The sequence below is a fragment of the Pseudomonas sp. GW822-FHT03F04 genome, from assembly GCF_058801405.1.
The window spans coordinates 33279-47062 of sequence record NZ_JBXANF010000018.1; the positions used below are offsets into that span (position 1 = coordinate 33279).

At 59.8% G+C, this 13784-nt stretch carries 15 protein-coding genes; 6 read left to right on the top strand and 9 right to left on the bottom strand.

Features of this window, described 5'->3' with window-relative positions; genetic code table 11:
• Positions 1-3: 3 nt before the first annotated feature.
• Positions 4-1077, bottom strand: coding sequence for an AI-2E family transporter (locus AC1RMX_RS29360; protein ID WP_096822987.1), 1074 nt, complete (start codon positions 1075-1077; stop codon positions 4-6).
• Positions 1078-1113: 36 nt separating this feature from the next.
• On the bottom strand, positions 1114-2169 hold the full coding sequence (locus AC1RMX_RS29365) for a DUF2066 domain-containing protein (RefSeq protein ID WP_493073860.1): 1056 nt from the start codon (positions 2167-2169) through the stop codon (positions 1114-1116).
• A gap of 375 nt (positions 2170-2544) precedes the next feature.
• Here AC1RMX_RS29365 and purM point away from each other — a divergent pair, with 375 nt between their 5' ends.
• Genes purM through AC1RMX_RS29380 form a run of 3 tightly spaced genes read left to right on the top strand, consistent with a single transcriptional unit; the run spans position 2545 to position 4975 of the window.
• The gene (gene purM, locus AC1RMX_RS29370) at positions 2545-3603 is read left to right on the top strand and encodes a phosphoribosylformylglycinamidine cyclo-ligase (protein WP_027614051.1); all 1059 of its coding nucleotides are present in this window, start codon (positions 2545-2547) and stop codon (positions 3601-3603) included.
• Positions 3603-4253 carry a phosphoribosylglycinamide formyltransferase gene (gene purN, locus AC1RMX_RS29375; RefSeq protein ID WP_096822985.1) on the top strand — a complete coding sequence of 217 codons (651 nt, stop codon included), beginning with the start codon at positions 3603-3605 and terminating at the stop codon, positions 4251-4253. The genes purM and purN overlap by 1 nt, the downstream gene beginning before the upstream one ends.
• A gap of 8 nt (positions 4254-4261) precedes the next feature.
• Positions 4262-4975: a DUF3108 domain-containing protein gene (locus AC1RMX_RS29380; RefSeq protein ID WP_096822984.1), complete on the top strand. Its 714-nt coding sequence runs from the start codon at positions 4262-4264 to the stop codon at positions 4973-4975.
• 53 nt (positions 4976-5028) lie between these two features.
• Here AC1RMX_RS29380 and AC1RMX_RS29385 read toward each other — a convergent pair whose 3' ends face one another.
• A complete protein-coding gene (locus AC1RMX_RS29385) occupies positions 5029-6654 on the bottom strand; it encodes a methyl-accepting chemotaxis protein (RefSeq protein WP_493073862.1) in 1626 nt (541 codons plus the stop codon).
• 376 nt (positions 6655-7030) lie between these two features.
• On the opposite strand from AC1RMX_RS29385, the gene AC1RMX_RS29390 reads away from it, so the two are divergent.
• Entirely contained in the window at positions 7031-7447 is a 417-nt protein-coding gene (locus AC1RMX_RS29390; protein ID WP_096822982.1) for an OsmC family protein, read from the top strand.
• A 61-nt stretch (positions 7448-7508) separates the two neighbouring features.
• Entirely contained in the window at positions 7509-8399 is an 891-nt protein-coding gene (locus AC1RMX_RS29395) for a pirin family protein (protein ID WP_096822981.1), read from the top strand.
• A 42-nt stretch (positions 8400-8441) separates the two neighbouring features.
• Here AC1RMX_RS29395 and AC1RMX_RS29400 read toward each other — a convergent pair whose 3' ends face one another.
• From AC1RMX_RS29400 to AC1RMX_RS29415, 4 genes are all read right to left on the bottom strand, one after another.
• Complete coding sequence (locus tag AC1RMX_RS29400; protein WP_192560116.1) at positions 8442-9170, bottom strand: dienelactone hydrolase family protein; 729 nt, start codon at positions 9168-9170, stop codon at positions 8442-8444.
• A 68-nt stretch (positions 9171-9238) separates the two neighbouring features.
• Complete coding sequence (gene htpG / locus AC1RMX_RS29405; RefSeq protein WP_493073863.1) at positions 9239-11143, bottom strand: molecular chaperone HtpG; 1905 nt, start codon at positions 11141-11143, stop codon at positions 9239-9241.
• 81 nt (positions 11144-11224) lie between these two features.
• Entirely contained in the window at positions 11225-11677 is a 453-nt protein-coding gene (locus AC1RMX_RS29410; protein ID WP_102620368.1) for a PaaI family thioesterase, read from the bottom strand.
• Positions 11674-12150 (bottom strand): PaaI family thioesterase, encoded by a 477-nt coding sequence (locus AC1RMX_RS29415; RefSeq protein ID WP_096822978.1) that lies wholly within the window; start codon positions 12148-12150, stop codon positions 11674-11676. Before AC1RMX_RS29415 ends, AC1RMX_RS29410 begins: the two co-directional genes overlap by 4 nt.
• A gap of 158 nt (positions 12151-12308) precedes the next feature.
• Between AC1RMX_RS29415 and AC1RMX_RS29420 the strand changes: the two genes are divergently transcribed.
• Complete coding sequence (locus AC1RMX_RS29420; RefSeq protein WP_085682944.1) at positions 12309-12545, top strand: hypothetical protein; 237 nt, start codon at positions 12309-12311, stop codon at positions 12543-12545.
• Between the two features lie 77 nt (positions 12546-12622).
• On the opposite strand, the gene AC1RMX_RS29425 is transcribed toward AC1RMX_RS29420, so the two are convergent.
• Positions 12623-13024 carry an MAPEG family protein gene (locus tag AC1RMX_RS29425; protein WP_096822977.1) on the bottom strand — a complete coding sequence of 134 codons (402 nt, stop codon included), beginning with the start codon at positions 13022-13024 and terminating at the stop codon, positions 12623-12625.
• Positions 13024-13761: a DUF599 domain-containing protein gene (locus AC1RMX_RS29430; RefSeq protein ID WP_096822976.1), complete on the bottom strand. Its 738-nt coding sequence runs from the start codon at positions 13759-13761 to the stop codon at positions 13024-13026. Before AC1RMX_RS29430 ends, AC1RMX_RS29425 begins: the two co-directional genes overlap by 1 nt.
• Positions 13762-13784: the final 23 nt, after the last annotated feature.

The following is a 13784-nucleotide window of genomic DNA, read 5'->3' on the forward strand; positions in this document are numbered from 1 at the left end:
GTCTTACAGCTTCGGATCATCCACTCCGCTATAAATGTCGGAGTCCTTGTACAAGTCATGGACGTGACGCACCAGTACCATGATCACCGCCGCCACCGGCAACGCCAGCAGCACACCGGTGAAACCAAACAACTCGCCGCCGGCCAGGATCGCAAAGATCACCGCCACCGGATGCAAACCGATTCGATCACCCACCAGCAATGGGGTCAGCACCATGCCTTCCAGCGCCTGACCGACCATGAACACCGCCACGATCCCGATCATCGGATACAGATCACCACCGAACTGGAACAGCCCGGCAATCAACGCCGCACCGATCCCGATCACAAACCCCATATATGGCACGATGGCCGCCAGACCGGCGATCAGGCCGATCAACAGGCCCAGTTCCAGGCCGACAATCATCAGGCCCGCCGCATAGATCACGCCCAACGCCAGCATCACCAGCAACTGGCCGCGCACGAAAGCGCCAAGCACCTCGTGACATTCGCCGGCCAGAGCCACCACACGCTCTTCGCGGTCACGCGGCAACAGGCTGCGGATCTTGGCCATCATCACGTCCCAGTCGCGCAGCAAGTAGAAACTCACCACCGGGATCAGCACCAGATTCGCCAACCAGCCGATCAGCGCCAGACTTGAGGCCGTGGCCTGACTCAGCACCACACCGACGATGTCGGTGGTCTGGCCCATGTGTTCGGTGATCGCCGCCTTGACCTTGTCGAACTTCCAGAAACCCTCCGACAGCCCCAGCTTCGACTGCGCCCATGGCAGCGCCGTGTGCTGCAGCCAGTCGAGCATCTGCGGTGCCAGCTCATACAGTCGCAGCAACTGCTTGGCGAGCATCGGCACCAGCACCAGCAGCAACGTGGTGACGATCAGGGTGAACAAGGCAAACACCGCAATCACGCCCCAGGTACGGGACAAGCCAAGTCGCTCAAGACGATCCACCAAAGGGTCGAACAGATAAGCGAGTAACAGCGCCACCAGAAACGGCGTGAGGATCGGATGCAGCAACCAGACAAACGCGCAAAGCAGGAGCACCCCACCGAGCCAGAACCAACGCCGCGTATCGGCCATGTAACACTCCATTGCTTCTATATATGAAAGAAAAACCTACCAGCGAAACCGCAACGACGGCGCCGCAGGTGCCGGTGCCGGCGCAACGACAGGCGCACCACCCGGCACTGCGGGTTGCGGAGCCACCGGAGCCGGTGCCTCGGCCGGCATTTCCTGCAACTTCGCCAGCGACAACTGCGCCCGCAACTGATCGGCACTGCCGTTCACCCGATACACAATGCGATCGGCATCGACACTCTGCAGACGCACACCAAAGGGTTCGAGCATCCGCAGCAACGTCGCGTAATGCTCCAAATTCATGCCTTGCACTTCCAGAGTCTGCTGACCCGAAGCGCCCGGTTTGGCGACAAAACGAGGCGCCAGACGCTCGGCGACCGCCAGCATCACGGCATCGGCGACAGCGGCTTGATCTACCCCTTGCACGCTGCCCGCTTCTTTTTGATCGCCCAGCCACAAATGCCATTTGGCTTGCCACTGACCGCCTTCTTCGCGGGCATGCACGGCGAGCAAGGCGTCAGCGTTGTAGCGCTCAGAGGCTGCATGCAACGGCGCGGGATCGGTGCCTTCGAGCGTCGGCGCGGTCGCGACCAATTGTTCGCTCAGATCCGCCAGCGGCAGGCGCAACGGCAACCCTCGGTGCTGGGCCGCACGCCGCAATGGCGCGGCACTGGCCTGACCGTCGCCCACCAGGCTTGAGCCTTCGGCGGAGTCGTTCAGCCACCAGCTCAGGATCGACGGCCGACTCGCCCCCCACAGCGCCAGCCCGGCACGGCGCAATGCCTGCTCGGTGGCGGCCGGGTCGAAATCAACTTTCAATACCTCCGGCGGCCCGGCATCGAAGCCGAACTGACTGATAATCTGCTGCGGGTCTTTGCGAATCGGCGCCAGCCCGGGGTTCTGCGGCGCCTTCGGGTCGCCGGTGAGACGCAGCACCAGTGTGTCGAGCGCGGACTGAGTGGCGCGATCACGCTCCTCCGGCGACTGGCCGTTGACCGGTTCGCGCACCTGATAAAGACCTTTGACGTTTTCGGCCTGGCTCGCCAGGCTGACCAGAGACAAGCAACCCACTAACAGCAATTTACACAAACGCATGGAGAATTCCTGTCGACAAGAGCGGCTGGAACAGGCCGCGTGAACCGGATTGAGCAAGCCTGTGACCACTGGCCGTTGCAAAACATTCACACGCTGGCGATAAGTTTTTGCACAGCCCTAACGATAGACGGTTCCTTATACAGGCACCTGTGATGTCACCCGAAGCATCAATTGCAAAATTTTTCGGTCGATATGCCCCTGCCCGTCGGCGTGAGGATGGCCGCTGCCCCTCAAGCCTGATAAAATCGCGCGCCTTCGCAGACCGGCAACAGCCGGGCACATCGATTTCGCGTGAGGCAATCGCCTCTGTCGTTTTCGGCGTTCCCGCTGGACTCGGTCGTTACCCCTGAATCCCCTCCCCTAAAGGCCTGGATCATGAGCAAGCAACCCTCCCTGAGCTACAAGGACGCCGGTGTAGACATCGACGCCGGTGAAGCATTGGTCGAACGCATCAAGAGCGTCGCCAAGCGCACTGCGCGCCCGGAAGTCATGGGCGGCCTGGGCGGTTTCGGCGCCCTCTGCGAAATCCCGGCCGGCTACAAACAGCCAGTACTGGTTTCCGGCACCGACGGCGTCGGCACCAAGCTGCGCCTGGCGCTGAACCTGAACAAGCACGACAGCATCGGCCAGGATCTGGTCGCCATGTGCGTCAACGATCTGGTGGTGTGCGGCGCCGAGCCGCTGTTCTTCCTCGACTACTACGCCACCGGCAAGCTGAACGTTGATGTTGCCGCCACCGTCGTCACCGGTATCGGTGCAGGCTGCGAACTGGCTGGCTGCTCCCTGGTCGGCGGCGAAACCGCTGAAATGCCTGGCATGTACGAAGGCGAAGACTACGACCTGGCCGGCTTCTGCGTCGGCGTCGTGGAAAAAGCGGAAATCATCGACGGCTCGAAAGTCGCCACCGGTGATGCCCTGATCGCTCTGCCATCGTCCGGCCCGCACTCCAACGGCTACTCGCTGATCCGCAAGATCATCGAAGTGTCCGGCGCCGACATCGAAACCGTTCAGCTCGACGGCAAGCCGCTGACCGAACTGCTGATGGCCCCGACCCGCATCTACGTGAAGCCGCTGCTCAAGCTGATCAAAGACACCGGCGCCGTCAAAGCCATGGCCCACATCACCGGTGGCGGCCTGCTGGACAACATCCCGCGCGTTCTGCCAAAAGGCGCTCAAGCGGTGGTTGACGTGGCCAGCTGGACTCGCCCGGCTGTCTTCGACTGGCTGCAAGAGAAAGGCAACGTTGACGAAACCGAGATGCACCGCGTGCTGAACTGCGGCGTGGGCATGGTGATCTGTGTGGCTCAGGAGCACGTTGAAGTTGCCTTGAACACCCTGCGTGACGCTGGCGAGCAGCCTTGGGTCATCGGCCAGATCGCTGCTGCCGCCGAAGGCGCTGCCCAGGTTGATCTGCAGAACCTTAAGGCTCATTAATGTCCGCAACCTGTGATGTCGTGGTGCTGCTGTCCGGCACCGGCAGTAACTTGCAGGCTCTGATCGACAGCACGCGGACCGGCGACAGCCCGGTCCGCATCGCTGCGGTGATTTCCAACCGCGCCGACGCTTACGGCCTGCAACGCGCCAGTGACGCGGGTATCACCACCCGCTCGCTGGATCACAAGGGGTTCGAAGGCCGCGAGGCCTTCGATGCCGCCCTGATCGAACTGATCGACGCCTTCAAGCCCAAACTCGTGGTACTGGCCGGATTCATGCGCATTCTCAGCGCTGACTTCGTCCGTCATTACCAGGGTCGCCTGCTCAACATCCACCCGTCGCTGCTACCCAAATACAAAGGGTTACACACTCATCAGCGCGCGCTGGAGGCCGGCGACGCCGAACACGGCTGCTCCGTGCACTTCGTCACCGAGGAACTCGATGGCGGACCACTGGTCGTACAGGCAGTAATACCGGTAGAGTTGCACGATTCGCCGCAGAGTCTGGCGCAACGGGTTCACGTTCAGGAACACCTGATCTACCCGATGGCCGTACGCTGGTTTGCCGAAGGACGGCTGACCCTCGGCGAGCAAGGTGCTTTACTGGATGGCCAGTTACTTGGGGCCAGCGGTCACTTGATTCGAAACTAGGAGATTTTATGCGTCGCGCCCTGCTCTTCGCTTGCGCTCTGCTCGCCCTGCCATTCGCCCAGGCGGCAGACCTTCAACCGTTCTCCGCCAGCTACACCGCCGACTGGAAACAGTTGCCCATGAGCGGCACTGCCGAACGCAGCCTGACCAAGGAAGCCAACGGCGTCTGGAAGCTCACCTTCAAGGCTTCGATGATGATCGCCAGCCTGTCCGAAGAAAGCACCCTGACCCTGGACAAGGACACCCTGCTCCCGCAGTCCTACCACTTCGAACGTGGCGGCCTGGGCAAAGCGAAAAAGGCTGACCTGGACTTCGACTGGACCACCAAGATGGTCACCGGCACCGATCGCGGCGACGCGGTAAAAGTCCCGCTGAACCGTGGCATGGTCGACAAGTCCACTTACCAGCTGGCACTGCAGCATGACGTCGCCTCCGGCAAGAAGACCATGAGCTATCAAGTGGTCGACGGCGGTGAAGTCGATACCTATGACTTCCGCGTATTGGGCTCCGAGAAAGTCGAGACCAAGGCCGGCAAGATCGACGCGATCAAGGTCGAGCGCGTGCGCGACCCGACACAAAGCAAGCGCACCACCGTGATGTGGTTCGCCAAGGACTGGGATTACCTGCTGGTCCGCCTGCAACAGGTCGAAACCGACGGCAAGGAGTACAACATCATGCTCCTCGACGGCACGGTCAACGGCAAGCCTGTCAAAGGCAGCTGATTCAACGAAAAGCCCCGCAATTGCGGGGCTTTTTTTCGCCTGTCATTCAGTGATCAAACCGAGAATTTGGCCACCATATTGTTCAGATCCACCGCCAGCCGTGACAACTCCTGGCTCGCGGCGCTGGTCTGATTGGCCCCGGCCGAGGTCTGCATCGCCAGATCGCGGATATTCATCAGGTTGCGATCCACTTCCCGCGCCACGTCAGCCTGCTCTTCCGACGCACTGGCAATCACCAGATTGCGCTCGTTGATCAAGGTGAACGCCGAAGCGATTTCCTCCAGCGCCACCCCGGCAGCTTTCGCCAGATCGAGGGTCGAGCGCGCGCGGACATTGCTCTGCTGCATCGAACTGACCGCCGAATCGGTGCCCTGCTGGATACCGCCGATCATCTGCTCGATTTCCTGGGTCGATTGCTGGGTGCGATGGGCCAACGCCCGGACTTCGTCGGCCACCACCGCGAAACCACGCCCGGCGTCACCGGCGCGGGCCGCTTCGATCGCCGCGTTCAATGCCAGGAGATTGGTCTGCTCGGCAATCGAGCGGATCACCTCCAGCACTTTGCTGATGCTGTAGACCTTCTGCGCCAGATCCTCCACCTGCATGGCGTTGGCAGTGACATCGTCCGCCAGCAACTCGATGGACGACACGGTCTGCTGCACTTGCTCACGGCCATGCTGGGCGATGCGGTCCGACTCACGCGACGCCTCGGAGGTCGCCACAGCATTGCTGGCAACCTCTTCCACCGCAGCGGTCATCTGATTCACTGCCGTTGCAGCCTGCTCGATCTCCAGGCTCTGCTGATGCAGCCCTCGCGTGGCATCTTCGGTGACGCAGCTCAGCTCTTCCGACGCCGAGGCCAATTGACTGGAAGACTCCGAGATCTGCCGAATGGTGTCGCGCAGGCTGTGCTGCATGCTCTTGAGCGCATGCAGCAGCCGCGCCGGCTCATCCTTGCCGATGATGCTGATGTCACCGGTCAGATCGCCGCCGGCCACCACTTCAGCAACCCCCAGCGATTGCGAGAGCGGCACCACGATGCTGCGAGTCAGCAACAGCGCGAGGCCAATGGTGATCAGTGCAGTGATGCCGATCATTACCCCGACCCAGACCCGCGAATTGATGAACACCAGCCGCGCCGCCTCTGTGGCGAGGTTGGCATTGTGCTTGTTCAGCTCCACCAGTTCTTTCAGGGTGACCGCGATGTCATCGGCCAACGGACTCATCTGCGCATTGAGAATGCTCGCCGCCTCTTCCACCCGATTCTGGGCCGACAGCGCCATCACCTGGGCCTGAAGCTCCAGATACTTGTGCTCGGCCACCTTGAAGCGGTCGAACAGCGCCCGCTCCTCGGGCAACACGATCAATACGTCGTAACGCTGCTGGGCTTCGCTCAACACACCGCGCAACTCGTTGAGCTTGGCGACATTCTGATCGAGCGCCTGAGGATCGCGATTGAGCAACAGGCGCATGGTCAGGGCGCGCAGGCGTAGCATGTCCTGACTCATTTCACCCACCGCCATCACGCTCGGCAGCCAGTTGTTGTCGACCTCATCGGACTGAGCGCGCATGTTCGACATTTGCAGCAAGGCGAATGCGCCAAGGCCGAACACCATCAGCGCCAACAGGCCGAAGCCCAGCCCCGCACGGGGGGCAATATTGAGACTACGGATACTCATTGCTCTGGTTCCTTCCAAAAGCGCTGCATCAACCCTGCAGCTGGCTGCTTTAGAAGGTATCGGCCCGGCGAAAATTTGCGTAAGACCAAAACGTGATATCAAAAGGCCTTAATACTTCGAACCCTTGGCATTAACGATTCAGCGTCGATTGGCCGGACTTGAACGCCGTTCGCTGCAAGATCAATGGGAAGTTATTGGAAAATCTTGAAACAACCCCGCAAGTGAAACACCGACACAAGTAATCTTCGACTCAGCGGCATAACCTGTCGCCCTGCCGCGCACCCGCAAGAAAGTGGAACGCGCCCCTGCGGGAATGCTCTATACCTGCAAGGTCTTATTTGATCGAATGACTTTTCCTACTGCTTGCGAGGTTCACATGACCGTCACCGTCAATACCATCTCCGCCGAAGGTTTCCGTCACACCGTACAGATCGATGAGCACGAACTGTTTGCCGATGTCCCGACGACTGCCGGCGGCGAAGGCTCGGCGCCGGAGCCACACGATTACTTCGACGCCGCCCTCGGCGCCTGCAAGGCCCTGACGCTGAAGCTGTACGCGAAGAAAAAAGACATCCCGCTCACCGGCGTCGGTGTCGAGGTCAAACGCGACAACAGCCAGGAGCAGAAAGGCAAATACGCCCTGCACGTCACCCTGACACTTAAAGGCGTGCTCACCGACGCACAACGCGAAGAGCTGTTGCGAGTGGCGGATCGCTGCCCGATTCATAAACTGATGACCACCAGCGAAGTCACCATCGAAACCCACGCCCCACAAGGCTTCGACAGCCAGTAATCACCACCACGACACCGGCGGGTTATGCTCCATGCATCACCCGCTCAGCCTGGAATGGACCATGGACACCCAACCCCTGATCATCCGCCCGCGCGCCGAAGACGTCGAAGGCCAGCCGATCCTGCGCCCGCTGCCGTCAGCCAAATGCCGCAGCGTCGGGCCCTTCGTGTTTTTCGACCACATGCTTGAAACGGTTTATCCCGCAGGCAAAGGGATGAACATCCGACAGCATCCGCACATCGGCCTGTCGACCCTGACCTATCTGTTCGAGGGGCAGATCCAGCACAAGGACAGCCTCGGCTCCGATCAAGTCGTCAGCGCTGGCGATGTCAGCTGGATGACGGCGGGCAGCGCGATTACCCATGTCGAGCGCACGCCCGAACCGCTGTGGGAACAAAGCTTCAGGATGCACGGGCTGCAAATCTGGCTCGCCTCGCCCAAGGATCACGAACAGGGTCCCGGGTATTACAGCCATCACCCGGCGTCGACATTGCCGGTCAGCGATAACCTCGGCGTGCAGATCCGCATGATTGCCGGGTCAGGCTTTTGTCTGGAATCGCCGGTGCCGGTACTTTCTCCGACGCTGTATGCCGAATTGAAGATGCAAACCGCGACCACCTTGCTGATCCCGACCGAACATGAAGAGCGGGCGCTGTATGTGTTGAGCGGTGATGTGCAATTGAATGGCGAAGCGGTCGAGCCCCATGCGCTGGTGGTGTTGCCGGCCGGGGAAGAGATGAGCCTGTTCGCCGAGAGCGACAGTCATGCCGTACTGTTCGGCGGCGCGCCACTGGATGGGCCACGGCGGATCAACTGGAATTTTGTCGCGAGCGATCCGGCGGTGATCGATGAGGCCCGGCGCAAGTGGGCGGCCGGGGATTGGCCGACGGTACCGGGGGAAGTCGAGCGGATCGAGCTGCCGAAATCGCGCAACGAGCCGACACCGCTGTAAACGAACACTCCCACGCCAGGCGTGGGAGTGCTTTCAACCGAATCAGCCCTTGAACACTTCTTCCAGCAAGTCATGCATCGACTTGAACGCCCGCGCAGCGGTTTTCGCGTCGTACATCATCATGCCCGGCACATTGGCGTGCGGATCGGTGAACGAGTGCACCGCACCGCCGTAGCTCAGCAATTGCCAGTCCACGCCAGCCGCATTCATCTCGTCTTCAAATGCCGGCAGTTGCTCTTTCGGCACCAGCGGATCGGAAGCGCCGTGCAGCACCAGCACCGAGCCCTTGATGTTTTTCGCATCCGCCGGGTTCGGCGAATCCAGCGTGCCGTGGAACGATACCGCAGCCTTGAGCGCCGCACCGGTGCGGGCCAGGTCCAGCGCACAGCAACCGCCGAAGCAGAAACCGAACACCGCCAGTTTCGAGGTATCAACCGCCGCTTCACCCTGCTTCTGCAATTGTTCGAACGCAGCCTGCATACGCTTGCGCAGCAGCGCACGGTCATTTTTCAGCGGCATCATCGCCGCGCCAGCCTGGTCGCCGTTCTGCGGACGCACCGCTTGCCCGTACACGTCGGCGATCAGCACCACGTAGCCCTTGGCCGCCACCGATTTGGCGATATCTTCAGCACCAGCGCTGACACCCATCCAGTTCGGCGCCATCAACAGCCCCGGACGCGCACCTTTGTGCTCGGCGTCGAACGCCAGACGACCTTCATAAGGCTGGCCGTCAATCTGATAGACCACGGAACGTACAGTGACTTGGCTCATTTCTGACTCCTGATTGATTGAACACCAGAATGAAAAAACCCGCCGAAGCGGGTTTTTCTACAGTTTGATCAAGCGGACAGCTCAACCAGCAGCTTGTTCAGACGGCTCACGTAAGCGGCCGGGTCTTTCAAGCTGTCGCCAGCCGCCAAGGCGGCCTGGTCGAAGAGGATGTGCGACAGGTCGCCAAAACGCTCTTCGCTGGTCTCGTTGTCGAGTTTCGCGATCAGCGGGTGGCTCGGGTTGAATTCGAAGATCGGCTTCGAATCCGGCACCTTCTGCCCGCTGGCCTCGAGGATCTGACGCATTTGCAGACCCAGATCCTGCTCACCGATAGCCAGAATGGCCGGCGAATCGGTCAGGCGATGGGAAACGCGGACTTCGGCAACGGACTCGCCCAGCGCGGTTTTCAGACGCTCAACCAGACCTTCCTTCGACTTGGCGACTTCTTCTGCGGCCTTCTTGTCCTCTTCCGAGTCCAGGTTGCCCAGGTCCAGGTCACCACGGGCGACGTCGACAAAGCTCTTGCCGTCGAACTCGCTCAGGTAGCTCATCAGCCACTCGTCGATGCGGTCGGTCAGCAGCAGCACTTCGATGCCTTTCTTGCGGAAGACTTCCAGGTGCGGACTGTTCTTGACCTGCGCATAGGTTTCGCCGGTGAGGTAGTAGATCTTGTCCTGACCTTCCTTGGCACGAGCCAGGTAGTCGGCCAGACCGACGATCTGCTCGCCGTCGGTGCCGTTGGTCGATGCGAAACGCAGCAGACCGGCAATTTTTTCCTTGTTGGCGAAATCTTCTGCCGGGCCTTCTTTCATGACCTGACCGAAGTTTTTCCAGAAGCCTTTGTATTGCTCAGGCTCGTTCTTCGCCAGTTTTTCCAGCATGTCCAGCACGCGCTTGGTCAGCGCCGACTTCATCGAGTCAATGATCGGGTCTTTCTGCAGGATTTCCCGCGACACGTTCAGCGACAGGTCGTTGGAGTCAACCACACCCTTGATAAAGCGCAGGTACAGCGGCAGGAACGACTCGGCCTGATCCATCACGAACACGCGCTGTACGTACAGCTTCAGGCCTTTCGGCGCTTCACGCTGGTACAGATCGAACGGAGCGCGGGCCGGCACGTACAGCAGCGAGCTGTACTCAAGCTTGCCTTCGACCTTGTTGTGGCTCCAGGCCAGCGGGTTTTCGAAGTCGTGGGCGATGTGCTTGTAGAACTCCTGGTATTCCTCATCCTTCACTTCGGTGCGAGGACGGGTCCACAGGGCGCTGGCGCGGTTGACGGTTTCCCATTCAACTTCAGGCTTCTCTTCGCCTTCGGCAGCGGCCACTTCTCTCGGCAGCTCGATCGGCAGCGCGATGTGGTCGGAGTACTTCTTGATGATGTTGCGCAGACGCCAGCCATCGGCGAACTCGTCTTCACCGGATTTCAGGTGCAGGACGATGCGGGTGCCGCGTTCTGGTTTGTCGATGGTGGCGACTTCGAATTCGCCCTCGCCTTTCGACGACCAGTGCACACCTTCGCTGGCAGCGGTGCCGGCGCGACGGCTGTACACGTCAACTTTGTCAGCAACGATGAAGGCCGAGTAGAAGCCCACACCGAACTGGCCGATCAGGTGCGAATCCTTTTTCTGATCGCCCGAGAGATTCTTCATGAAATCGGCGGTGCCGGATTTGGCGATGGTCCCCAGGTGGGTGATCACATCGTCACGGTTCATGCCGATACCGTTGTCTTCGAGGGTGACGGTCTTGGCGTCCTTGTCGAAGCTCACACGGATTTTCAGTTCAGCGCCACCTTCGAGCAACTCAGGCTTGGCCAGGGCTTCGAAGCGCAACTTGTCGACGGCGTCGGAGGCGTTCGAGATCAATTCGCGAAGGAAGATTTCCTTGTTGGAATACAGCGAATGGATCATGAGGTGCAGCAGTTGCTTCACCTCGGTCTGGAAGCCCAGGGTTTCCTTTTGAGTTTCCACACTCATGGTCATCAAACTCCAATCAGATGGCATTGGCCGCGACCCAAATGGTCTGCGGCGGGTTGTTCACTGAGTTGGGGGCGGTGTTCAGGATTTCAAGGGCTCGTCGATTTTGAAGTGGGCGCGGGCAGTGGCAATCGGCTCGCTCTCGGTGCTTTGCCAGGCCGTGACCGCGACGTTGGCCACCCGCCGGCCTTGACGACAGACCTGGCACCTGGCCCAGGTATCGCGAAACTGCCCGGCCCGCAGGTAATCGAGGGAAAAGTCGATGATCTTCGGCACGCCGGGCGCACCGGTAAAAATCAACAGATGCAGGGCGGCGGACAACTCCATGAATCCGGCAATCACCCCGCCGTGGATCGCCGGCAATAAAGGGTTACCAATGTTGTCCTTGTTGGCCGGCAACTTGAACAGCAGGTCATCACCGACTCGCGAACACTCGACACCGATCAGCCCGGCATAGGGAATCAGCTTCAGCAGTGGCGCGTAGTCAGCCTTCGCGTGAGCCTCCTGCAGTTGCTGCTTGAAATCATCGTTCATTGGCTGTCTCCCTTGATCGCGCCACCAAAGCCTTTTGTGCCTTTGAGGCCCTTGCCCATGCGCATGAACGTGCCGACGACGTGGGCGATGGGATGTTCGGGATCATCCTGATAGGCGAAGCCCCGGGCGAAGATCACATCGGTGGTCACTCGGTAGCACTGGGCAAAGCCATAGACATCTTTATGCGGTTCGGCGGCATGCATGTAGTCAATGCGCAAATCCAGGGTCGGGCAGACTTCGAATTCCGGCAGCACGCACAGGGTGGCCATGCCACACGCGGTGTCCATCAGCGACGTGATCGCCCCGCCGTGGACCACGCCGGTCAGCGGATTGCCAACGATCTGCGGGCTGTACGGCAAGACCACGGTCAGGCCTTCGCTGCTGGCGCTGTGCACTTTCAAGCCCAGCACCTGGCAGTGGCGCAGGGCCGAAAGAAAGCGGGTCGCGCGCTCAAAAACAGGGTTTTCGGCCATTTGATAATTACTCTTGTTAGTCACTGTTCCCGGTAGTGGAAAGAACAGCAAAAGTTCCATTGCAAAACAAACTTATATATCTGTGAGAAATGAGGAACTTAACCCTCGGGGCTGCGTTCTTAAGGCCAGTAGTTATTTTCCATAAGGAGAAACACCCCATGCGTAAGACTTTAGCTATTGCCTTGATGTTGACCGCTTCCCTCGGTCTCGCAGCCTGCGATAAAAAATCCGAGGACAAAGCTCAAGATGCCAACCAACATGCTGAACAAGCTCAGCAGAAAATGAATGAAGCTCAGGATAAAGTGAACGACGCGGCGAAAGAAAACGCCGAAGCCGCCAAAGATCAGGCCGAATCGAACGCTGCCGCTGCAGACGAAGCTGCCAAGAAGCAATAAGCCGCTTCTCGATGGCAAAAAAGAAAACCCGCCAAGTGCGGGTTTTCTTTTGCCTGTCATTTTTTGCTAATACCGAATTAGAGCAAGACAGTTCTAAAAGTCGGACTAATCATCAGCAACAATGAACACACTAAGCCGATCAGCCAGACCAGGCTGCGCAGCTTCGGGATATCGGCCAGGTAAAACCACAAGTAGAGAATCCGTGCGATCACGAAGATGATCGCTAACGTATCGATCAGCCATCCCGCCGTCTGCGTGGTATGCGCCATCAACACACCCACAGCAAACAAGATGAACGCTTCGATGCTGTTCTGATGCGCTGCCAGTGCGCGAGCCCCGTAACCGGTGAGTTGCGCCTGCTGCTGACGCGGCAAGTGGTTGTTGTAACCGCCCTGCTCTTTCATGGCCTTGCCCACCGGCATGCGTGCCACGTAGATCAACAACGCACTGATAAACACACACCAGAACGGAATACTCATCAAGCAGCCTCTTTGATCGTGTCGGGCAATGGCGCCTCTGTAGGGGTATAGACCATTACATCGAGCACGTCGGAATGAAACTCGCGGCGATACAACACCAGCACTACGCCTGCGCTCATCAGCATGAACAGCCACGGGCTGACGAACCACGCCAGCATGCTGATGCCGAAGTAATAGGAGCGCAGACCGAAGTTGAACTGGTTGGCCGCCATCGAAATCACCCGCGCCGCCCGCGAAGCGAACGCCTTGCGCTCCTGCTCGGACACGTGCCGCTCGCCGATCATCGGCGCCGAGCCGATCAGGATGGCCGCGAAGTTGTACTGGCGCATGCACCAGCTGAACGTGAAGAAGGCGTAGACGAACACCAGCGCCAGGCACAGCAACTTGATCTCCGACATGCCCTGGGAAGCCTGCTGCACCATCGGAATATCCGCCAGCAACGACACCGCACGTTCCGAGGCGCCGAGCACGGTGAGAATGCCCGCCAGGATGATCAGGGTGCTGGACGCGAAGAACGAGGCGTTGCGCTCAAGGTTGCCGATCACGCTGGTGTCGGCGATGCGGTTGTCACGCAGCAGCATGCGGCGCATCCAGTCTTCGCGGTACAGGTGCAACACGCTGGCCAGGCACGCAGTGTCGCGGCCCTTCCAGGTGGCATAACGGGTGTAACCGCCCCAGCAGATGACGAACCAGAGCGCGGCAAGCAAGTGGATCTGATTGGCTTGGATGAATGACATGCAATTCCCTGTGATGAAGATTT